Raw genomic sequence first — 20,985 nt, forward strand, 5'->3', positions numbered from 1 at the left:
CACCACCTCGCCCGCGACCTCGCACACGCCCTGATCACTCGTTCGCAGCGGGAGGCGGCGATCCAGGCGGCCCTCGACGCGGCCGCGGCCGCGGGTCTCGGGTGCGTGCACGAGATGGCCGCGCCGCACCTCAACCCCGAGGACGACCTCGTCCTCCTCACGCAGCTGAGCGCCCGTCGTGCCACCGTCGAGGTCGTCACCTACTGGGGCGAGCACGTCTCCAGCGGTGGTGTGGCGCGCGCCCAGCAGCTGGGCTGCGCGGGGGCCGCGGGGGACCTGTGCGTCGACGGGGCGCTCGGGTCGCACACCGCGGCCCTGGACAAGCCGTACGACGACCGGCCCGACCACACCGGCTACCTCTACCTCGACGTCGACGAGATCGCCGAGCACGTCGTCGCGTGCACGAGGGCCGGGCTGCAGGCCGGCTTCCACTGCATCGGCGACGCCGCCGTCCATGCGGTCGTGGACGGTCTGCGCCGCGCCGAACAACAGGTCGGACTGGAGTCGTTGCGCGCCCGACGGCACCGGCTCGAGCACGCCGAGATGCTCGCGCCGGAGCTGCTGCCCACGCTCGCGACCTACGGCGTCGTCCTCAGCGGACAGCCGGCCTTCGACGCGGCCTGGGGCGGACCCAGCGGCATGTACGCGCGGCGGCTCGGCGCCGACCGGGCACTGCTGACCAACCCCTGGGCCCAGATCGTCGACGCGGGCGTGCCGCTGGCGTTCGGGTCGGACTCGCCCGTCACGCCCTTCGACCCGTGGGGTGCCGTTCGCGCCGCCGTCGACCACCACCATCCAGACGCCCGTATCAGTGTCGAACAGGCGTTCGCCGCCCACACCCGTGGAGGCTGGCACGCGGCCGGCCGCGACGACGGGGGAGACCTGACGGTGGGAGCCGACGCCACGTTCGTGGTGTGGGACCACGCCAGCCCGGACCTTCCCGAGCTGCACCCCGACGCACCATCCCCGGCCTGCGTACGGACCGTCGTGCGCGGCCGCACGGTCTACGACAGGGAGCGAGCATGACGAGAACGTCCCGACGCCACACACTCGACCTCGACCCGGTAGCCGTCCGCAAGGCACGGTCGCTCGCCCGCCGCGCCGGTCGTCCCATCGTGGAGCTGGCCAGGGCGCACACCACGGTCTCCGTCGAGCGTGCTGTCCTGCGCCTCGCCGGCCTGGACGGTGCCGACCCGGAGGGCACCCCGTGGGCCAACCATCTGGTGGACGCGGTGCGAGCCGATGTCGGGCTCGAGCACGGTGTCGCGCTGCCGGTGTGGGACGCGCTCGTCCGCGGCGACGCCGACGACCTCACCACGCTGGCGCAGAAGGCGGCGGCCGGGTCGACCCGGTTCCGACTGCCGGAGGGGCCGGCCGCCACCCGAGCCGCCCGCGCCGCGCGTCGGGCGGTCGCGGCAGGTATCCGACAGATCGACGCCAGACACCGGGAACGTGACCGCCTCGTCGCCCGCTGGGGTCCCGACCTGGCCACGAACGGCGGCCCCGAACGTCCGTGGATCTACCTCATCGTGGCGACCGGCGACATCTACGAGGACATCCCGCAGGCGCAGGCCGCCGCACGCGAGGGCGCCGACGTCATCGCCGTCATCCGCTCCACCGGCCAGTCGCTGCTGGACTACGTCCCCGAAGGGGCGACACGGGAGGGCTACGCGGGCACCTACGCCACGCGGGAGAACTTCCGGCTCATGCGGGCGGCGTTGGACGAGGTGAGCAAGGAGCTGCGCCGCTACGTTCGGTTGACGAACTACGCCTCCGGGCTGTGCATGCCCGAGATCGCCACGCTCGCCGCGCTCGAGCGTCTCGACATGATGCTCAACGACTCGATGTACGGCATCCTCTTCCGCGACATCAACCCCATCCGCACCTTCGTCGACCAGCGCTTCAGCCGACAGATCCACGCCCGTGCCGGCATCATCATCAACACCGGTGAGGACAACTACCTCACCACCGCCGATGCCGTGGAGGCCGCGCACACCGTCACCGTCTCCCAGCTCCTCAACGAGTACTTCGGCAAGGAAGCCGGTCTCGCTGACTGGCAGCTCGGTCTCGGCCACGCCTTCGAGATCGACCCCGACCTGCCGGACTCGTTCCGGCTCGAGCTCGCCCACGCCCTCCTGGCCCGGGAGCTGTTCCCGAAGGCGCCGCTGAAGTGGATGCCGCCGACGCGCCACATGAACGGCGACATCTTCCGGGGCTACCTGCTCAACGGCTTCTTCAACCTCGCGGGCATCCTCACCGGGCAACAGATCCTGCTCGTCGGGATGATGACGGAGGCGGTGGTGACGCCGTGGCTCTCCGACCGTGACCTCGCGCTGCGCAACGTTCGGTACGTCCTCAACGCGTGCGGCAACCTGCGGGAGGACTTCCGGCCCGCACCCGACGGCTTCATCGCACAGCGCGCCCGTCGCGTCCTCGCCGAGGCGATCGACCTCCTGGAGCGGATCTGCGATGAGGGCTTGCTCAACGCCATCGCCGAGGGGACCTTCGGGCTCATGCGCCGGCCCGCCGACGGCGGGAAAGGCCTCGACGGCGTGGCGAGGAAGTCGGACGCCTACTACAACCCCGCCAGCGAGCTGCTCGAAGCCGGTGCCTAGCCGACCCAGCCGACCACGGAAGGAACGCGCGACCGTGACCGCCGACCTTGACACCAGACCACGAGCCGACAGCACGTCCGCACCCGACGCCACACCCGCGGCCGATACCACACCAACTGCCGACAAAGGACCGACGATCATTCGCCCTTACGGCGACAGCACCGGGGACGGCATGGTGCAGCTGTCGTTCACCTTGCCCATCCCGCACGACGCTCGGGCCGAAGGCGCGGCGCTCCAGCTGGCGGAGAAGATGGGCTTGGACCCCGCGATGGTCGTCCACGCCCGCGCCGTGGGGCCGCAGTTCACGTTCTTCATCGTCTACGGCCGGGTCAACCACCTCGTCGACCTGTCGAAGGTCGAGGTCGTCGAACGCGAGTACCCCCTCCTCAGCACCAAGGAGGTCAACCTCGCCATCCGCACCGCGCTGCGGCGCAGACTGGTCGTCGTCGGCGCCTGCGTCGGCACTGACGCGCACACCGTTGGCATCGACGCCATCCTCAACGTCAAAGGGTTCGCGGGCGAGAAGGGCCTGGAGTACTACCGCGAGATCAAGGTCATCAACCTCGGCGCCCAGGTCCCGGTCGAGGACCTCATCGCACGGGCCCGTGCCGAACGCGCCGACGCGATCTTGGTGTCCCAAGTGGTGACCCAACGCGATGCCCACCTGCACGCCACCCGTGCGGTCGTGGCGGCTGTGCGGGAAGCCTTCGACGACGAGCATCGACCGCTGCTGGTGGTCGGCGGGCCGCGGTTCAAGGAGTCGATGGCGGCCGAGCTGGGTGTCGACCGCATCTTCACCAGAGGCACCACGCCTCGGGAGGTCGCGAGCTACCTGGTCCACGCCATCGTAGGCCGGCGGAAGGAGCGTGGAGCGTGAGCGACCAGGTCGACGACAGCCGGCTGGGACTCACTGTCGCCCACCGCCGGTACGTCTCGTACGCCGACGCGCACTACGCCGGCAACCTCGTCGCCGGCGGGTACGTGCTGGGCCTGTTCGGCGACGTCGCCACCGAGGTGTGCATCCGCACCGACGGCGACGAGGGCTTGCTGGCGTCCTACCACGACGTGACGTTCCACGCCCCCGTTCGCGCCGGCGACATCCTGGAGGTCGTCGCGACGGTCACCCGGGTCGGTCGCCGGAGCAGAGACCTCGACTTGACGGCGCAGGTGCTCGCCCGAAGCGCGCCGGAACGCGGCGTCTCGGCGGCTGACGTGCTGCCGGAGCCGCTGGTCGCGGTGACGGCACGGGCGACGGTGGTCGTCCCCTCATGACGTCCGGGAGACGCCGACACGCCGAGAGTCGCGACACGCCGACGCGGAAGAAAAATCTCGCCTCCGGTGAGGCTCGACGCACATGCGTCTGACCTGCACTGTTGTGCCTTTTGCGCAGGTCAGGGCGTGGTTGACAGTAGGCCACCCTCATCTGTCATCGTCTGTACTCACCGCGGTCGAATTCGACCAGGGTGTCCTGACTGCCGGGGGAACCTGACGCCAGTTCTCCCACCACGCCGCGTCAGGAGCCACCCATCATCGCGGTGGGGTGGCCACGGAGCGGCCCGCCGCCCAGTAGACAACGGCTCGCGGCGTTCCGCCGCCTGCCGGTCCGAAGGGTGGGCGGGCCGTTCCGTCTGCCTCACCGCTGCCAGGACGGCCCTCCGCCGTGTCCCGGCTCCGCCCTTCCTCGAGACGACGGGTCGCCCTCTCGCTTCTTCCTCGTTCCTCCTCGGCGGTGTCCTCAGTGGTGCGACCGATCGTTTCCGCCGCTCCCGGATCCCCGTCAGACGCTCACCCGTTGTACCTTCCTGACAGCTGGCGTGCCGGGCGCGGGCGCTCCGCCAACCACATGGTGGCCGGCATCGGATGGGACGTGGGTCTTCCCCGAAGGCCCGAACCTGGTGGAAAGGGCGTGGCGTTGGGGCTGGAGGACGGTGTCGTGGCGCACCGGTCGAGCGCCGCCCGCCGCATGACCGACGGCGCGAACCTGAGCCGGCTCGCGTTGGCGATCGGCTCCGGTGTCCTGCTGGCGTTGGCGTTCCCACCGGTGGGTTGGGCCTGGCTCACCCCCCTCGCCGCCGCCGGGTTGACGTGGGCGTGCTGGGGACAGCGCGTTCGCGACGGCGCGCTCACCGGATTGGCCTACGGGTTCGGGTTCTTCGTCGTCCTCCTGCAGTGGGTCCGAGTGATCGGCGTCGACGGCTGGCTGGCGCTGAGCCTGCTCGAGGCAGCCTTCGTCGCGGCGCTGGGGGCCGCCCTGGCCATCGTCACTCGCCTGCGATGGTGGCCGGTGTGGGCGGCGGCCTTGTGGGTCGGTCAGGAGCTCTTGCGAGGCTCTGTCCCCTTCGGTGGGTTCCCCTGGGGGCGATTGGTGTTCGCTCTCGACGACACTCCGCTGGCACGACTCGCCAGCGTGGGTGGCGCGTCATTCGTCACGTTTGTCGCAGCTTTGGCCGGGAACCTGCTGTTGTGGGCGCTGCTGGCCCGCGGCCGTCGGCTGGTACCGCGGCTCGTCGCCGGACTCGCCGCCGCTTCTCTCGCCTGCGGAGGGTTGCTCGTGCCCACACCGACCACCGGTGACGGCAGCGCGACCGTGGCGGTGGTCCAAGGCAATGTGCCCGGCCGGGGCCTGGACTTCCTCGGCAACGCCCGTACCGTCACTCGCAACCACCTGGAGGCCACCGAACAGCTCATGCGCGACGTCGCCGCCGGCCTGGTGCCCCGGCCCGACTTCGTAATCTGGCCGGAGAACTCCACCGATCTGGATCCCTTCGTCGACCAGATCACGCGCGAGGTCGTGGAGCGCGCGGTCGCGACCGCCGGGGTGCCGGTGCTGGTGGGGGCGGTTCTCCACGGCCCCGGACCCACGTATCGACGTACCACGGGCGTGGTGTGGGATCCCGAGACCGGGCCCGGACAGATCTACGTCAAGCAGCATCCGGTGCCGTTCGGGGAGTACATCCCGTTCCGGAAGCTCCTGCTGCCGCTCATCCAGCGGCTGGAGCAAGTGGGGGCCGACACCTACGCCGGATCGGAGCCGGGATTCCTGCGCATCGCCGGCTACGACGTGGGCGACATCATCTGCTTCGAGGTCGCCTACGACGGCCTCGTCCAGGAGCTGGCGCGGTTGAATCCGGAGCTGCTGGTCGTCCAGACCAACAACTCCACCTACCTCGGCACCGGCCAGCCCGAGCAGCAGTTCGCCATGACGCGGCTGCGTGCGATCGAGTTCGGCAAGACGATCCTGGTCGCCTCGCCGAGCGGGATCTCCGGCGTCATCGCGCCTGACGGGACCGTGGTAGCGCGGTCGCGGGAGGCGACCCGGGAGGTGTTCGTGGAGCGGGTGCCACTGCGCACTGCGCCCACCCTGGCGACCCGGCTCGGCCGCGTGCCCGAGTGGGTGATGACCTTCGTGGGTCTGGCCGCCCTCGCGGTGGCCTGGCGCCGCCGCGAGCGGACGAAGGCGGAGCCGCCTGCCCCGGCCGGTGCCGGACTCCCTCTCGGGCCTGCTGACCGAGTCCCGTCGACGGTCGACGGCGGAGGGCGCCCATGAGCGAGACCATGCGGGCAGGCGGCGATCTCGGCCGCGTGCTCGTCGTCCTGCCCACCTACAACGAGGCCGACAACCTGGAGCCGATCGTGAAGCGGCTCCGGGCGGCCGTTCCCGACGCCGACGTCCTCGTGGCGGACGACAACTCGCCCGACGGCACCGGTGAGATCGCCGACCGCATCGCCGCGACCGACGACCACGTCCACGTGCTGCACCGGACGCGCAAGCAGGGCCTGGGCACCGCCTACCGGGAAGGCTTCACGTGGGGACTGAACCGCGGCTACGACGTCTTCTGTGAGATGGACGCCGACGGGTCCCACCAGCCCGAGGCCTTGCCGACCCTGCTGGAGCGGTTGCGATCCGCGGACCTGGTGATCGGCTCCCGATGGGTGCCCGGCGGCCGCGTGGAGAACTGGTCGCGTGGACGCCAGCTGTTGTCCCGTGCTGGCAACCTCTACGCGCGCCTCGCCTTGGGCCTGCCACTGCGCGACGCGACCGCGGGCTACCGAGTCTTTCGCCGAGCTACCCTGCAAGGCATCGACCTGAGCGGAGTGGCGTCCCAGGGCTACTGCTTCCAGATCGACTTGGCGTGGCGGGCGTATCGTGCCGGTTTCCGCGTGGCTGAGGTGCCCATCGTGTTCCGTGAGCGAGAGCACGGCGCGAGCAAGATGGACCTGGGCATCGTGGCGGAGTCCTTCTGGCGGGTAGCCGCCTGGGGAGCGCGGCACCGCGCGCGACAGCTCCGCGAGCTCCTCACCGGCCGACGAAGGGCGAGCCCATGACGCGTCCGCTCCTGCTGCTGGCGTTCCTCACCATCCCCGTCCTGGAGATCTACGTGCTCATCCAGGTCGGTCAGGTGATCGGCGGCTGGTGGACCGTCGCCGCCTTGATCGCGGTGGCGGTTCTCGGCTCGTGGCTGGTACGGCGCGAGGGCTGGCGCACGTGGCACGCCCTGACCGACGCGCTGACGCGGGGGCGACTGCCGACCACAGAGGTGCTCGACGCGGCGCTCGTGCTCGCCGGCGGGGTCCTCATGCTGGCGCCCGGATTCGTGAGCGACGTCCTCGGGCTGCTGCTGATCCTGCCCGTGACCCGCCCCCTCGCTCGACGCGTGGTGACGTGGGCCGTTGGTCGGCACCTCGCCCGCGCCGCGGGCCGGCTCGACCCGGCTCTGTTCGGGTCCAGGACACCGCCGCCGCGCGGTCCGGTGATCCAGGGCGAGGTCGTCGACGACGAGCGCGTCAACGGCTAGCGCCGACAAGCTAGCGCCGTGCAATGACGAAGCCGCGCCGGCACGAGCCGGCGCGGCCAAGCCAGAGGGTGAGAGGTCTGTCAGGCGCTTCGCCGCTGCTCGGGCGGCTTGGGTGAGTTGTCGTCGCTCGAGTTCTCGTTGTGGCGGTGGAGGTGTTCCGGACCGATCTTCCCGGACCGAAGCAGCTCCAGCCGCTCCGCCAGCAGCTCCTCGAGCTCCTCGATCGTCCGTCGCTCCAGCAGCATGTCCCAGTGCGTCCGGGGTGGCTTCATCTGCTTCGGTTCAGGGCGGTCACCGTCGACACGGACCGCTTCTCCACCGCAGCGGGGGCATTCCCAGACCGGGGGGATCTCCGCGTCAGCGGCGAACGGCAGCTCGAAGTGATGAGACTGGGGGCAGTCATAGCCCACCAGCTGACGCGGCGCGGGAGTGATCTCCCGATCGTCTTCGTAGCTGGCCGCTCCGAGCCGGGAGCCTCGAAGTGCACGCTCCGACATACGCTCTCCATCCCCCTCCATCGATGTATGGGCCTCGATGGCCTCAACGTCTCGCCCCCGGGCAGGATTCCCGGCTCCGGTTCGGATGAACCTTTGCGAGACGCGTCAGTTTCTGGTAGTGGGACCTCGAGCCGGCTGCGTGACGACCGGGCGTCGGGGTGGCACCGTCGCGCGGGGCCACCCTCAGGCTACGTCCGGTCCGTGGAAATGACCGCTTTCGCGCCCAAAACGGTCGACGAGGACCGGCGGTCGGGCGCTTCGGCCGCTGTCAGCTCATCGACTGCGTCGCAGCAACGTCTTCTCCCCAGGGCCGTCATCGTCCAGGGCGACCGCTCACAGGACGGCGGGCTGCTCGTTACCGGCGTCCCGCACGGCGCGCCGCGGATCGACGAGGAGCAACAAGACAAATCCGACGACGAAGAAGAACACCAACGCGACGATCGCCGGTCGGTAGGAGTGGGTGATCTGGTGGACGAGCCCGAACACCAGCGTCCCGAACCAGCTCATACCGCGTTCGCACGCCTGGTACAGGCTGAAGTACTCCGCCTCTCGCCCCTTGGGAACGATCTGGCTGTACAGCGACCTGGACAACGCCTGGGTGCCGCCGAGCACGACGCCGATGGCGACCCCGAGCGCCAGCACGGGCGCCACCTGTCGGGCGGGAAGGAAGTACGCGGTCACCACGATGGCGATCCAGACCCACAGCGCGACCAGGATGGTCCGCCAGCTACCGAACCGACCAGCGATCCTGCCGAACAGCAGCGCGCCGCCGAAAGCCACGAACTGCACCAGGAGGATCGTCGCGATCAGGACATTCTGACCGAGCCCGAGCTGACTGGAGCTGTAGATCGAGGACGCATAGATGACGGTCTGCACACCGTCGTTGAAGAACAGGTACGCCACCAGGAACAGCAGCGTCATCGGGTAGGCGCGCGCCTCGCGCAAGGTCGCCAGGAGCTGACCGAGGGTCTGCCGGGCGGCATTGCCGGATTCGGCGACCACCGCGATCGGCGGCCGGTTGTACAGCCGCACCACGGGAATGATCGTGAAGGCGGCCCACCACAGTCCAGCTGACGCCAGGCTGAGCCGGACGGCCTGCTGGGTGGTCAAGCCCACGAGCTCATGGCCCTGCACGAGGGCCAGATTGAGCGCGAGCAGGAGGCCGCCGCCGAGGTAGCCGAACGCCCAGCCGCGCGAGGAGACCTGGTCCCGCTCGTCCGGGGTGGCGATGTCGCACAGGATGGAGTCGTAGACGACCAAGGACGACGCCAGGCACAGGTTGGCGACGAACAGCAGGACGACGCCGAGCAGCCAGTTCGTGCCGGCGACGAACACCATCGAGGTCGTCGCTGCCGCCCCGATCCAGGCCAAGGCACCGAGCAGGTTCTTCTTGTGACCGGAACGGTCGGCCATGGCGCCCACGAAGGGGAGCAGCAGGGCCGACAGCAGGCTGGTCGCCGTGATGACGTACAGCGGCAACGACCCGGGCGAGACCGGGATGCCCACGATCCGCAGCATCTGCGTGCACGGTCGCTCCGGAGTCCCCGGCGCCCCGCAGGCGGCGGTCTCGGCGACCGACGCCAGGTACGGGCTGAACAGCACCGTCAGGACGGTGGTGACGTACGCGGAGTTCGCCCAGTCGTAGAAGTACCAAGCGCGCTGCTGCCGCCGGCGCTCGCTGGCCTCCGGATACGTCACGGTCGCTGTCGCCACTCGTCTCACTCCACCCACTGGCCGCGGGCGGTGAGGACGTCGCGGAGAGTGTCGATCCGGTCCGTGATGATGCCGTCGACACCCATGTCCAGCAGGTCGTTCATCTGCGCGGCGTCGTCGATCGTCCACACGTGCACCTGCTTGCCCAGGGCGTGCACGCGGTCGACGAAGTCCGGCGTCACGATCCGCAGTCCGCGAAAGCTCACCGGTACCTGCACGCAGGCCGCGTCGGAGAGGACCAGGCGTCGAAGCAGCTGGGGGAGTGGCACGGTGAGCGACGCGACACCGAGCGGTGTCGCTCCGGTGGCGACGCGAGGGCCGAGCAGGCGGTACACCGCCTTGGTCCGATGTCCGGAGAACGACGAGACGCAGATGCGATCGTGGGCGTTGGTCTTGGCCACCGCTTCGGCGAGGGGACGGATGGCGTTCTCGTGCTTGACGTCGATGTTGACCCGGACGTCGGGCCAGGTTCCCAGGATCTCGGCGAGTGTGGGGATCGGCTCTCGGCCGGCGATACGGGCCCGGGCGACCTCGGCATAGGGAAGGTCGGCGATCCGCCCGGACCGATCGGTGACCCGATCGAGGGTCGGGTCATGGAACGCGACGAGCACCCCGTCCGCCGTGGCGTGGACGTCAGTCTCCAGATACCGGTAGCCGAGCTCGATGGCGTTGGCGAAGGCGGTCATCGAGTTCTCGATGCCAACGTTGGGCGGGTAGAGAGCACCGCCCCGGTGGGCGAACGGGATCGGTCCGGGATGGTCGAGGAACGGGTAGCGGCGAGACGTCGCGGGCACGTCGGCAGTATGCCGGGTCCACGGCCGACCGGGTGCGCTTTCGCGATCTTGACCACACTGCGCTCCGAACACACGGCCGGCCTAGAAGCACGCGACGAGACGTGCGACCCACTCCTCGAAGCGCGCGGCCTCGGCGCTCGGTACCGGCTCGGGATGGCTCAAGATGCCGTCCGCCGCGTCCAGCAGGTCCCAGTACGGGTGGTGCGCGTCCGGCAGACCCGTCGCCCGATAGAAGGCCAAGAACTTGTCCGCGACCTCCGTGCCGTATCGGCCGGCGAGGTTGAGTCGCATCCGAGCAAGGTCGATGCCGCGTGGCCCGAGGCAGCCAGTCGTCCAGTCGACCACGCCGACCAGCCGGCCGGTGTCCCACAACGTCTGGCCGGGGTGGTAGTCGCGGTGGATGAACCCCATCGTGGCCGTCGGCGGGCCCGCGGCCAGGATCGCGAAGACTCTCTCCCACAGGCGGGGATTCGACGACCATGCCGGTGGGCGCCGATGCCCGTCCAACTGGGGGTCGTAGTACGGACGGTAGGGCGGAAGCGCCCGAACGACCGGCAGGTCAACCCGGTGGATGGTGGCCAGAGTCTCGGCCATCGTCGCGAGGACGGCCGGGTCGTCAGGGGCTTGTGGTGGGACACCCGGGAGGCGGGTGGTGAGCAGCGTCGGGACATCGCACATGGTCGGCGCCGTGTCCGCGGCGAGCAGACGTGGCGCCGGAACGTCGGTGCTCCCGAGCAGGCCGAGCACGGTCGCCTCGTTCGACGGCGAGTACCACGGGTCGGTCCGCAGCCGGTCCAGGCGGTGGAACCGACGCAGCATGAGGTGGTGCATCACGCCGGACGCGCTCAGCACATCGACCGCGTGCAGTGTCGTGGAGTGAACGCCGAGCAACCGGACGGAGGTGACGACGCTTCCTACCCCCACCATCTCTCGCACCCACGCGAGCGTGGTCTCAGACGGCGGGGGCACACCGTCGGGGCGTCGATCAGAGCGCATGGTCCTCTGGAAGAGTACCGGCGCCACGTGTCGCGAGGGCTTCGGCAGCCTCTCCTAGGGCTGACCTCGAGCATGTCGTTTCGGTGCGGACCGGATAACCTCAGCCCAGAGTCATCGAAGGGGCCGACCACGGGTCGCGCCCACACGCGGGGGTGTCGACGAGAAGGAGGCCGGGTGCGTCGATTCGACGGACGGGTCGCGCTCGTTACCGGCGCCGCCCACGGCATCGGCCGCGCGACCGCCCAGCGCCTGGCCCGCGAGGGGGCGGCTGTCGTCGTCGCTGACATCGACGTCGACGCGGGAGAGAAGGTGGTGGCGGAGCTCGCCGCCACTGGCGCCGAGGCGCTCTGCGTCGCGTGCGATGTGACCGACCGTGAGTCGGTCCACGACGCGGTCAGCACCACGGTCGACCGGTTCGGCGGCCTCGATGTGCTCGTCAACAACGTCGGCGTCGCCACGGACACCCCCTTCGAAGACGTCGGCGAGGAGGAGTGGAGGCTCCAGGTGGACCCCACCCTGAACGGCGCCGTGCGGACCATCCAGGCGGCCCTGCCACACCTCCTCCGGGCCAAGGCTGGAGGCGCGGTGGTCAACGTCGGCTCCGTCAACGGCCTGGCCGCCTTCGGCAACGAGGCGTATTCGGCGGCCAAGGCGGGACTGATCAGCCTCACCCAGAACCTCGCCCTGCGGTACGGCCGGCGCGGTCTCCGCGTCAACCTCGTCGCACCGGGCACGATTCGAACCCGGGTCTGGAGCCAGCGACTGGACAAGGAGCCGGACGTCCTCGAGCGCATGGCCGAGCTGTATCCACTCGGCCGCGTCGGGGAGCCCGAGGACGTCGCGGCCGCCGTCGCGTTCCTCGCGTCCGACGACGCCGCCTGGATCACGGGGACGGTGCTCCGCGTCGACGGCGGTGTGCTCGCCGGCCACACCAGCTTCGTCCGTGAGGTGTTCTCGTGACCGAGTTCGACCTCCTGGTCCGTGGCGGCACGGTCGTCGACGGCACCGGCTCGGCTCCGTTCGCCGCCGACGTCGCGGTACGCAACGGTCGGATCGCCGCGGTCGGTCGGCTCGAGGGCGCCACGGCCGGAACGGTCATCAACGCGCGGGGCAGGCTCGTGATGCCGGGCTTCGTCGACGCCCACGTCCACGCGGACGCGGTGTTGGAACGCCGCGACGTGTGGGAGGCGATGCTTCGGCAAGGGGTCACCACGGTGATCCTCGGCCAGGATGGGCTCTCCTTCGCCCCTGGGACAGCGGCAACAGTCGACTACGTCGCCCGCTATTTCGCCGCGGTCGACGGTCCGCCGCCGGAGGCGTTCCGCCAGGGCTGCACGGTGGCAGAGTTCCTCGCCTACTACGACCGCAAGACCCCGCTCAACGCCGCGTACCTGGTCCCGCTCGGCACGGTGCGCCACCGCGTCCTCGGCGCCCAGGACCAGCCCGCTGGCGACCGCTTGGGAGAGCTGGTCCGGCTGGTGGACCAGGGCTTGGACGAGGGCGCGGTCGGTGTGTCGACCGGTCTGGAGTACGTGCCGGGGATCTTCGCCGACTTGGCTGAGCTCGTCGCGCTGTGCCGAACCGCCGCACGGCTGGGCGCCCCCTATGTGAGCCACCTGCGCAGCTACGAGGGTGGCACCGCGCCCGGCATGGACGAGGCGCGCGAGCTGGGGAAGGTCACGGGGGTTCCCATCCACGTCTCGCACTACCGCGGGCTGGCCGAGCCCTTGCTCGGCAGACTCGAGCAGTGTCGCGCCGACGGGGTGGATGTCACGTTCGACGCGTACCCGCACCTGTACGGCAACACGATCCTCGCGATGAAGGCACTCCCGCCGTCGGTCCAGGTCGGTGGCGTGGAGGCGACCGTCCAACGACTCGCCGACCCTTCCGTCCGCGCCGAGCTGGCGCGCAGCTGGTTCCCCAGCGTGGAGGAGAGCCTCAGCTCGGCCATCTTCGGCTACATCGCCGCCGCGTCCTATCGCTGGGCGGAAGGCCACACCGTGGCCCAGGCCTGCGAGCGGACCGGCCTGTCGTTCGGTGAGCTGATCTGCGAGGTCCTGGTGGCCAGCGACCTCGCGGTCGGTGCGATCATCCCCGCTCCCGGCGGTGACGACTCCGACGTGCGGGCGCTCTTGCGGGATGACCGGCACATGGGCTGCTCCGACGCCATCTACTTGGGTGGCCATCCCCATCCGCGTGGGTGGGGTGCCTTCGCCCGCTTCCTCGGGCACCACACCCGTGAGCTCGGCGACTGGACCTGGGCGCAGGCGGCGTGGCACCTGGCCGGGCATCCCGCTCGCCGCTTCCAGCTCGCCGACCGTGGGAGTATCGCCGAAGGTTGCGTCGCCGATCTCGTGGTCGTCGACCCCGCGACCGTCACCGACCACGCCACGTACGACAATCCTCGCCAGCTCGCCACCGGGGTGGCGGACGTGGTGGTGGCGGGGGAGCCGGTCCTGCGTGACGGCGCGCTCACCGGCGCCACACCAGGGCGGGCGCTACGGCGAGGGGAGTCTGGACTGTGACCAAGGCGTACGACCCCGAGGTGACGCGGCGCGCGTTGGAGGCGCTCCGACACCAGCGGATCGAGCCCTTTGAGAAAGGATTCACCGCTCTGGCCCCCACCACACCCGCAGAGGTTGTGGAGCGAGGGGTGAGGCTGCGGGACGGGCGGCTGACGTTCCCGCTCATGGTGCTGCGCGAGAGCGCGCTCGAGGCGAACGTCGCCACCATGGCGGCCTGGTGCCGGGAGCATGGCGTCGAGCTAGCCCCTCACGGCAAGACCTCGATGTCCCCGGAGATCACCGCCCGTCAGCTGGCTGCGGGGGCGTGGGGCGTCACCGCCGCGACCATCAGCCAGGCTCGTGCCTTCGTCGAGGTGGGGGTTCGCCGTGTCCTTCTCGCCAACCAGCTGGTGGACCCGGCCGGCATCGGATGGCTCGCCACCGCCATGAACGCCGACCCCGAGCTGACTCTCATCGGTTACGTCGACTCGGTCGATGGTGTGGCCCTGCTCGACCGGGAACTCACGCGACACGGCGCGACCCGACGGCTGCCCGTCCTGGTCGAGCTGGGCGTGCCGGGACGGCGGACCGGGGCTCGCACCCTCGACGCCGCCGTGACGGTGGCCCGCGCGGCCGCGGCGACCACCACGCTCCGCGTCGTGGGGGCGAGCGGGTTCGAAGGTGTCCTCGGTCACGCGCGCACTGAGGACGCGCTCGCGGCCGTGGCGGAGTTCTGCCGACGGATCCGTGCCCTCGGCCTGCGCCTGCTCGACGAAGGACTCATCGACTCCGACGTCGGCCTTTTGCTCTCCGCGGGCGGGAGCACGTACTTCGACGTCGTCGCCACCGAGCTGAGCGGAGCGCCCGCGACCGTCGTGCTGCGCAGCGGCGGCTACGTCACCCACGACGACGGTCTCTACGCCCACGCGACTCCACTGCCGACGGGCGGCGAACCCTACGAGCTGCGAGCGGCGCTGGAGGTCTGGGGTTGCGTGCTGTCCCGGCCTGAGCCAGGACGGGTCCTGGTGGGTGCGGGTCGGCGCGACGTCCCGTTCGACGTCGCCCTGCCGTTGGTCCGAGCCGCGTGGGGACGCGATGACGTGCCACGTCGCGTCGACGGCGTGACCGTGACCGCGCTCAACGACCAGCACGCCTTCCTCGACGTGCCGGCTGAGTGCGACGTCCGCGTCGGCGACCTGGTGTGCTTCGGCATCGCCCACCCCTGCACGGCGTTCGACAAGTGGCGGCTGGTCCCCGTGCTCGACGACGAGGATCGGGTGGTCGAGGTCGTCCACACGCTGTTCTGACCCGCCTCCCGTCGATCCCGGCCGGCCGTCGGGCAACCGACGAGCCCTGTCAAGAACCTCTTGCCAACCGTGCCTGACAACCTGCCAAGGCCGAGTCACCAGGCGTTTCTCAGGCGAGTCGACTGAATCTACTCGGGTCCGGCTAATTCGGTCATTCCTCGCGCGCATCGACCCGGCCTCCCGGAGATCACGGCGACGGCTGGTGGGCTTTGTCCCGTCCGTGCCAGCTCGCAACGACGTCGTGCCTGGCTCGCGCCTCGCAAGGGCTGCCGTGGCGCGGACGTTCGGCTACGTTGCAGAAGCAGCGCCTCCGATGACCAGCGCACAAGCAGGGGGGCGACGCCATGGCCGGGACTCACGTCTGGCACACCCAACAGTGGCGTGACCAGGCGGTCACGTGGGCCACGAGACGTCTCGCGGACCTCGGTCTGCGGGTCACCGGTCCGCCGGAGCAGCCGCATGTGCGGCCATGGTCGACTCTGCTGCGCATTCCCACCAGCGACGGACCGGTGTGGCTCAAAGCCAGTGGTCCCGGGACCGCCTACGAGGCGCGTATTCTCCAGGCCTCCCAGCACTGGGCGGTTCCCCAGTTGCCGATTCCCCTGGCGGTCGACGCCGACCGTGCGTGGTTGTTGCTGGCGGACGCGGGATCTCCGCTTCGTCGTGAGCTGGCCACCAGTAGGAACCTGCGGCAGTGGCTGGCGATCCTTCCTGAGTACGCCCAGGTGCAGATGGCGCTGACCCCACGCGTCGGCGAGATGCTTGCCCTCGGCGTCCCGGACCTACGTCCTCGCACCGTTCCCACCCACTACACGCGGCTGCTCTCGGACCATGTCTGGCTTCGGCTTGGCGCGTCGGACGGGATCTCACGCGATGACCTCCACCGGCTGCGGCAGCTGACGCCGCAGATCACCCGGTGGTCAGAGCAGCTGGAGGCTTTGGGGATCAGCCCCACCCTTCAGCACGACGACTTCCACGACGGCAATGTCTTCGTCCGTCGTTCCAGCAGGGGAGTCGCGTACGTCTTCCTGGACTGGGGTGACGCGTCCGTGGCTCACCCGTTCGGGACACTTCTGGCGAGCCTGCGCAACGTCGCGACATGGATGGACGAGCCCGTCGATCACAAGCTCCTCGGCGCGCTACGCGACGCCTACCTGGAGCCGTGGACCGCTCACTACGACCGCGCCGACCTCCTCGACGCGGTGCGGTGGGCAACCCGCTTGGCGAAGGTGGGTCGGGCTCTGGCATGGCGGCGCGCCTTGACGGGTGCCAACGGAACCGAACGAGCGACGTACGCGGAGTTCGTCGCCGGCTGGCTGCGTGACTTGCTCGCCGACGACTCGTGGTGAGCCGCCGTCAAGCTCCCGCCGCAGCCAGCCAGCACGTAGACGTCAGCGTCGTAGGAGAAACGTCACACGTCAGGCGCGCTTGCGGCGGCGCTTGGAGGCAGCGGTGGTCGGCGCCTTCGCTCCGACGACCTGTGCCCGGATGCTGTCGTAGTCGACCTCGACCTCGGCCAACGCGCGGCCAGCGGCCGAGGTGGGGACGCTCGCCAAAGCGAGAAGAAGGTGTTCGGTACCCACCTGCTCGCTGTTCGCACGCAAGGCCTCGCGTGTCGCGACGTCGAGGACCTTGACACCGCTGCGGCCGAGCGGGGGAGTCTTGACCGACCGACGCGGTCCGTCAGCCGGCAGCTGGGCCCGTGCGGCCTTGCGGACGTCGGCGACGCGCCGCCCCAGCTCCTTCAGCGCGTTGACCGCCCCACTCGAGCGGCTGGCGAGGAGGGCGAGGAGCAGGTGGATGTCCTCCACGGTCGCGTGATGGTGCTCGGCTGCCAGCTCTCGCCCTGCACGCAAGGCCGAGGACGCCCGCGAGGACAGCGGCAGCAGACCCTTGCTCGCGGCGGTCTCGACATCCAGACCCTCGGCGGGAACGAACCGCTGCTGGGCGGCCTGTCTGGTCACCCCGAGCGCGGTCCCGATGTCCGTCCACGACGCCCCTTCACGGCGCGCTTCGTCAACGAAGTGCGCGACAACGTGATGAGCGAAGGCTTCCAGGCGCGCGCCCACCTCTCGCGCGGCGGTCACCCGGTCGAGCGGTCCGCCGGAGCCCTGCTCTGCGGCGATCGTGGTGATGATCTGGTCGAGATCCAAGTCGTTGACAGCCATGGGGCAAGGGTTGTGGGATCATGGTCCACTTGTCAAGTACAAGTTGACGTGATGGACAGGCTGGTTTCGGACCTCATCCCAGCTTGACGCCACCAGTGACCGACTTCGGACATCGACACCCGCCAGCCGACCGGATTGGTCCGCTCGCCAGGCGGTGCGACGAGCCTTGACAGCTAGCCACTCCCGCCGGTGATTCCCGTCGCGCCCGGCCGCTGCACTCTTCCTCGCCCGCTTCCGCCGAAGCCGGCCAGGAGGCGGGCCACTCATCGTCGCCACCCGGCGCAAGCGCACCTTGACGCGAGGATGGGTGACCAGACTAAGGCCGACCAGTATAGGCACCGCACTCGCACCAGAGCACCGGGGGGAGGCGCCGACACGGGTGACCGCGGGACCGTCGGCCGACGGAAGCGCGGCCGCTCGATCACCCTCGCCGTCCACCGTGAGCCGTCGCGACGTCTCACCGAACCCACCGGATGACTACCCTGTGCGATGCTCGCGAAGGACGGACGCACGGAGGGGGGTCGTGGCCGAGAAACTCGTCTTTCGCGTCCTGGGGTCGCTGGAGGTCCGACGCGGTGACACTCTCATCCCCATCAGGGCCGGCAAGCACCGTGCCCTGTTAGCGAGCCTGCTGGTCTCGCCCAACCGTCTCGTCCCGGTCGACCAGCTCTGCGAACGCCTGTGGGGCGACGACCTCCCTCGGACCGCCCGCGCCACGCTGACGACGTACGTCATGCGACTGCGACGCGCCCTCGCCCAGCCGGGGACCCGACCGGACCACCTGGAAAGCGCCGGCCCCATCCGCACCCGACCCGAGGGCTACCTCATCGAGGTCGACCCCGACCAGCTCGATCTCCTCCGCTTCCAACGCCTGCTCGCCCAAGCTGACCAGCAAGCCGACGACCCCGCCGCCGCGTCGGCGACGCTCGCGAAAGCGCTCTCGTTGTGGCGCGGACCCGCGCTCGTCGACGTGCCCTCGGACTCGCTCCACCGCGAGGTCACACCGCGCTGGGAGGAACAGCGGCTGCGCGCCCTGGAACGGCGCATCGACGCCGATCTCGCCCTCGGTCGGCACGCCGAGCTCGTGGGGGAGCTGACCGCGCTGACCACCGAGCACCCGCTTCGCGAGCGCTTCTGGTACCAGCTCATGCTCGCGCTCGTCCGCTCCCACCGACCCTCCGACGCGCTCGACGCCTACACCCGGCTTCGCGCGTTCCTCATCGACACCATGGGCTTGGAGCCGAGCCCTGAGATTCGCGAGCTCCACCAACGCATCCTGGCCGAGGACGCCGCACTGCACCAGGTCACGACACCGGGGCGCGGGTCGGTGACGTCGCCGTGGCAGACGCTGTGCCAGCTGCCTCGTGACATCCCGGACATGGTCGGCCGCGCCGACCTCGTCCACCAGATCGAGAAGGCCCTCACCGCCTACGCTTGTGGGGTTCCGGTCGTCACCCTGACCGGCGCCCCGGGCACCGGGAAGAGCACGCTGGCCATCCGGGTGGCCCATCGACTCCGGTCGCGCTACCCCGACGGCCAGCTGTTCGTCCGCCTCACAGGGGCCAACGGCGCCGCGCGCGACCCTGGCGACGTGCTCGGGGAACTGCTCACCGCGGTCGGTGTCGCCCGAGAAGCCCTCCCCGACGATGTCGATGCGCGCGCGGCGGCATGGCGTGCCCGGCTCGCCGACCGCGCCGTCCTGCTCGTCCTCGACGACGCCGCCAGCACCCGACAGGTGCTGCCGCTCCTGCCGGGAACCCCAGGGTGCGGCGTTCTCATCACCGGACGTCGGCTGCTCGCCGAGGTCCCAGGCGGCGCGAACATCGCGGTGACACCGCTGGCCGTGGAGGACGCCACGACGCTGCTCGCCCGTCTCGTGGGCGCCGAACGAGTCGCACGCGAGCCGGAAGCGGCGGACGCGATCGGTCGAGCGTGTGGTGGACTCCCACTGGCCCTGCGCATCGTCGGCGCACGGCTCGCCGCCCGTCCCTCGGCGAGCCTCGCCGCCATGGCCGAGCGGCTCGCCGACGAGCAACGCCGCCTTGACGAGCTGCGCAGCGGGGACCTCGAGGTGCGCGCTGGCCTCGCACTGAGCTACGCAGCGCTGTCGCCGCGCGCCGCCACGGCGTTTCGACGGCTCGGGCTCCTGGCCAACCTCGACGTCGCTTCGTGGGTCGTCGGCGTGCTCGCCGACGACCCCGATGGCGACCTGCTGGTCGAGGAGCTGACCGAGGCTCACCTGCTCACCGAGACCGGTCCCGACGCGACGGGCGAGCCGCGGTATCGGCCGCACGACCTGGTCGCGCTGTACGCCGCCGAGCTGGCCCGGGCCGACGACGCGAGCGCCAACCGCGCCGCCCTCCGACGCCTCATCGACACCCTGCTCGTCCTCGCCGACGCGGCCTACTCCCGGCTGACCACCGTGACCTTCGACGAGGCGCCGGTCGATCCGTTGCCTGCTCGTCCCGCGCACCTTTCCGAGCGCACCGTGGCTCGGCTGACCTCCAACGGTGATGCATGGATGCTCGCTGAGCAGCTGCACCTCGACTGGGCCATCCGCTGCTGTGTCGAGCAGGGCTGGTGCCGAGACGCCGCGCTGCTGACCGAACGCGCTCTCGCCCGCCTGGATCTGCAGCTGCCCCACCACCACGTCCTCGAGCTTCTCGCCCTGGTGCGGGACGCCGCGCTCAGAGCCGGAGAGGAACGCATCGCCTGGCGCATGGACTGGCAGCGGGCGATGCAGCTCGCGACCAGAGGCCTGTCGACCGAAGTCCTCGACATCCTGACCAAGGCCGTGGACGTCTTCGAACGGCTCGGCTCCCATCTGGACCTGGCTTATGCGCTCGTCGCGCTGGCCCACTTCCGCACCGAGCAACAGGCCATCGACGAAGCGCTCCAGCTCGCCGAACGAGCGGTGGACGCCGCGTGCCGAAGTGGACACCGTCCGGCCTTCGCCTCCACGGTCCGCGAGTACGCGTCGCTGCTCGCCCAGCACGGCCGCTACGAGGAGGCGATCCCGCTTCTGGAGGAGGCTTTGGCCATCGCGAGGGAGCTCGGTGGCCCGGTCGACGAGGCGTTGGTGCTGTACCAGCAGGCGCGACACGCGCTGGCACACGACGATCTGGGCCGCGCCGCCGAAGCGGCCAGGGCCAGCGTCGAGGTGCTCGCCGACGTACCCGAGTACCGTGCCCGGGCGTACTGCACGGCCATGGCCGCACGAGTCGCCTCCGCACGTGGCGAAGGGGCCAAGGCGGTCGAGCTCGCGGAGCGAGCACGCGAGGAGTTCGCCCGCCTCGGAGATCGGCTGGGTGAGATCAACGCGATCGCCAGCCTCGCCGAGGCGTACCTGGAGGTCGGTCGGTACGACGACGTCGTGGCCCTGGCCGAGCAGACCTTGCCCCGCTACGCGGACGTGGGTGCGGTCCAACAGGAGGAACGGCTGCGACGCGCTCTGGCGACCGCTGCCCGCGCGGCTGCCGGCCGGAGCGGAGCCGGTGGCGTTAGCGAAACGTCATCGCCGCGCTAACGCGGTCGTGGAGACTTTCCTCTGCCCGTGTGGAGCGGCCCGGTCCGTGGCCATACGTCGCCCATGGCC

General features: G+C 70.4%; 17 protein-coding genes. 12 read left to right on the forward strand and 5 right to left on the reverse strand.

Going from position 1 to position 20,985, the window contains the following annotated elements:
* The 7 genes from DFJ64_RS00005 to DFJ64_RS00035 all read left to right on the forward strand — a co-directional run.
* Positions 1-1,026, forward strand: a 1,026-nt coding sequence (locus DFJ64_RS00005; protein WP_115848568.1) for an amidohydrolase, incomplete at its 5' end; no start/stop codon positions are given.
* Positions 1,023-2,615, forward strand: coding sequence for a lysine 5,6-aminomutase subunit alpha (kamD, locus tag DFJ64_RS00010; RefSeq protein ID WP_115848569.1), 1,593 nt, complete (start codon positions 1,023-1,025; stop codon positions 2,613-2,615). The genes DFJ64_RS00005 and kamD, both read left to right, overlap by 4 nt.
* A gap of 34 nt (positions 2,616-2,649) precedes the next feature.
* A complete protein-coding gene (gene kamE / locus DFJ64_RS00015) occupies positions 2,650-3,492 on the forward strand; it encodes a lysine 5,6-aminomutase subunit beta (protein WP_245940854.1) in 843 nt (280 codons plus the stop codon).
* Positions 3,489-3,887 carry a 3-aminobutyryl-CoA ammonia lyase gene (gene kal, locus DFJ64_RS00020; protein ID WP_115848571.1) on the forward strand — a complete coding sequence of 133 codons (399 nt, stop codon included), beginning with the start codon at positions 3,489-3,491 and terminating at the stop codon, positions 3,885-3,887. The genes kamE and kal overlap by 4 nt, the downstream gene beginning before the upstream one ends.
* Positions 3,888-4,407: 520 nt before the next feature.
* Positions 4,408-6,162 carry an apolipoprotein N-acyltransferase gene (lnt, locus tag DFJ64_RS00025; RefSeq protein ID WP_245940855.1) on the forward strand — a complete coding sequence of 585 codons (1,755 nt, stop codon included), beginning with the start codon at positions 4,408-4,410 and terminating at the stop codon, positions 6,160-6,162.
* The gene (locus DFJ64_RS00030) at positions 6,159-6,941 is read left to right on the forward strand and encodes a polyprenol monophosphomannose synthase (RefSeq protein ID WP_115848572.1); all 783 of its coding nucleotides are present in this window, start codon (positions 6,159-6,161) and stop codon (positions 6,939-6,941) included. Before lnt ends, DFJ64_RS00030 begins: the two co-directional genes overlap by 4 nt.
* Complete coding sequence (locus DFJ64_RS00035; RefSeq protein ID WP_115848573.1) at positions 6,938-7,411, forward strand: FxsA family protein; 474 nt, start codon at positions 6,938-6,940, stop codon at positions 7,409-7,411. Before DFJ64_RS00030 ends, DFJ64_RS00035 begins: the two co-directional genes overlap by 4 nt.
* 80 nt (positions 7,412-7,491) lie before the next feature.
* On the opposite strand, the gene DFJ64_RS00040 is transcribed toward DFJ64_RS00035, so the two are convergent.
* The 4 genes from DFJ64_RS00040 to DFJ64_RS00055 all read right to left on the reverse strand — a co-directional run bounded on the left by DFJ64_RS00040 (position 7,492) and on the right by DFJ64_RS00055 (position 11,342).
* Positions 7,492-7,908 (reverse strand): RNA polymerase-binding protein RbpA, encoded by a 417-nt coding sequence (locus DFJ64_RS00040; RefSeq protein ID WP_115848574.1) that lies wholly within the window; start codon positions 7,906-7,908, stop codon positions 7,492-7,494.
* Positions 7,909-8,241: 333 nt separating this feature from the next.
* Positions 8,242-9,621: an MFS transporter gene (locus DFJ64_RS00045; protein ID WP_245940856.1), complete on the reverse strand. Its 1,380-nt coding sequence runs from the start codon at positions 9,619-9,621 to the stop codon at positions 8,242-8,244.
* A 5-nt stretch (positions 9,622-9,626) separates the two neighbouring features.
* Positions 9,627-10,415 (reverse strand): glycerophosphodiester phosphodiesterase family protein, encoded by a 789-nt coding sequence (locus tag DFJ64_RS00050; protein ID WP_115848575.1) that lies wholly within the window; start codon positions 10,413-10,415, stop codon positions 9,627-9,629.
* Between the two features lie 81 nt (positions 10,416-10,496).
* Positions 10,497-11,342 carry a phosphotransferase family protein gene (locus tag DFJ64_RS00055; RefSeq protein ID WP_245941252.1) on the reverse strand — a complete coding sequence of 282 codons (846 nt, stop codon included), beginning with the start codon at positions 11,340-11,342 and terminating at the stop codon, positions 10,497-10,499.
* A gap of 243 nt (positions 11,343-11,585) precedes the next feature.
* Here DFJ64_RS00055 and DFJ64_RS00060 point away from each other — a divergent pair, with 243 nt between their 5' ends.
* The 4 genes from DFJ64_RS00060 (at position 11,586) to DFJ64_RS00075 (ending at position 16,571) form a co-directional block, all read left to right on the forward strand.
* On the forward strand, positions 11,586-12,371 hold the full coding sequence (locus tag DFJ64_RS00060) for an SDR family NAD(P)-dependent oxidoreductase (protein WP_211310435.1): 786 nt from the start codon (positions 11,586-11,588) through the stop codon (positions 12,369-12,371).
* On the forward strand, positions 12,368-13,936 hold the full coding sequence (locus DFJ64_RS00065) for an N-acyl-D-amino-acid deacylase family protein (RefSeq protein WP_211310436.1): 1,569 nt from the start codon (positions 12,368-12,370) through the stop codon (positions 13,934-13,936). Before DFJ64_RS00060 ends, DFJ64_RS00065 begins: the two co-directional genes overlap by 4 nt.
* The gene (locus tag DFJ64_RS00070) at positions 13,933-15,222 is read left to right on the forward strand and encodes a type III PLP-dependent enzyme domain-containing protein (RefSeq protein WP_211310437.1); all 1,290 of its coding nucleotides are present in this window, start codon (positions 13,933-13,935) and stop codon (positions 15,220-15,222) included. The genes DFJ64_RS00065 and DFJ64_RS00070 overlap by 4 nt, the downstream gene beginning before the upstream one ends.
* A gap of 344 nt (positions 15,223-15,566) precedes the next feature.
* Complete coding sequence (locus tag DFJ64_RS00075; RefSeq protein ID WP_115848578.1) at positions 15,567-16,571, forward strand: phosphotransferase; 1,005 nt, start codon at positions 15,567-15,569, stop codon at positions 16,569-16,571.
* A gap of 69 nt (positions 16,572-16,640) precedes the next feature.
* Here the strand turns inward: DFJ64_RS00075 and DFJ64_RS00080 are convergent, their stop codons facing one another.
* Positions 16,641-17,390 carry a Clp protease N-terminal domain-containing protein gene (locus DFJ64_RS00080; protein ID WP_115848579.1) on the reverse strand — a complete coding sequence of 250 codons (750 nt, stop codon included), beginning with the start codon at positions 17,388-17,390 and terminating at the stop codon, positions 16,641-16,643.
* Between the two features lie 523 nt (positions 17,391-17,913).
* Between DFJ64_RS00080 and DFJ64_RS00085 the strand changes: the two genes are divergently transcribed.
* Entirely contained in the window at positions 17,914-20,916 is a 3,003-nt protein-coding gene (locus DFJ64_RS00085; RefSeq protein WP_147304549.1) for an AfsR/SARP family transcriptional regulator, read from the forward strand.
* Positions 20,917-20,985: the final 69 nt, after the last annotated feature.

Origin of the sequence: Thermasporomyces composti, assembly GCF_003386795.1 — a bacterium.
Taxonomy (GTDB): domain Bacteria; phylum Actinomycetota; class Actinomycetes; order Propionibacteriales; family Actinopolymorphaceae; genus Thermasporomyces; species Thermasporomyces composti.

Excerpts from the sequence above, each read along its gene's own strand:
- kamD (WP_115848569.1), top strand. The coding sequence starts at position 1,023 with ATGACGAGAACGTCCCGACGCCACACACTCGACCTCGACCCGGTAGCC.
- DFJ64_RS00030 (WP_115848572.1), top strand. The coding sequence starts at position 6,159 with ATGAGCGAGACCATGCGGGCAGGCGGCGATCTCGGCCGCGTGCTCGTC.
- DFJ64_RS00035 (WP_115848573.1), top strand. The coding sequence starts at position 6,938 with ATGACGCGTCCGCTCCTGCTGCTGGCGTTCCTCACCATCCCCGTCCTG.
- DFJ64_RS00040 (WP_115848574.1), bottom strand. The coding sequence starts at position 7,908 with ATGTCGGAGCGTGCACTTCGAGGCTCCCGGCTCGGAGCGGCCAGCTAC.
- DFJ64_RS00055 (WP_245941252.1), bottom strand. The coding sequence starts at position 11,342 with ATGGTGGGGGTAGGAAGCGTCGTCACCTCCGTCCGGTTGCTCGGCGTT.
- DFJ64_RS00075 (WP_115848578.1), top strand. The coding sequence starts at position 15,567 with ATGGCCGGGACTCACGTCTGGCACACCCAACAGTGGCGTGACCAGGCG.
- DFJ64_RS00080 (WP_115848579.1), bottom strand. The coding sequence starts at position 17,390 with ATGGCTGTCAACGACTTGGATCTCGACCAGATCATCACCACGATCGCC.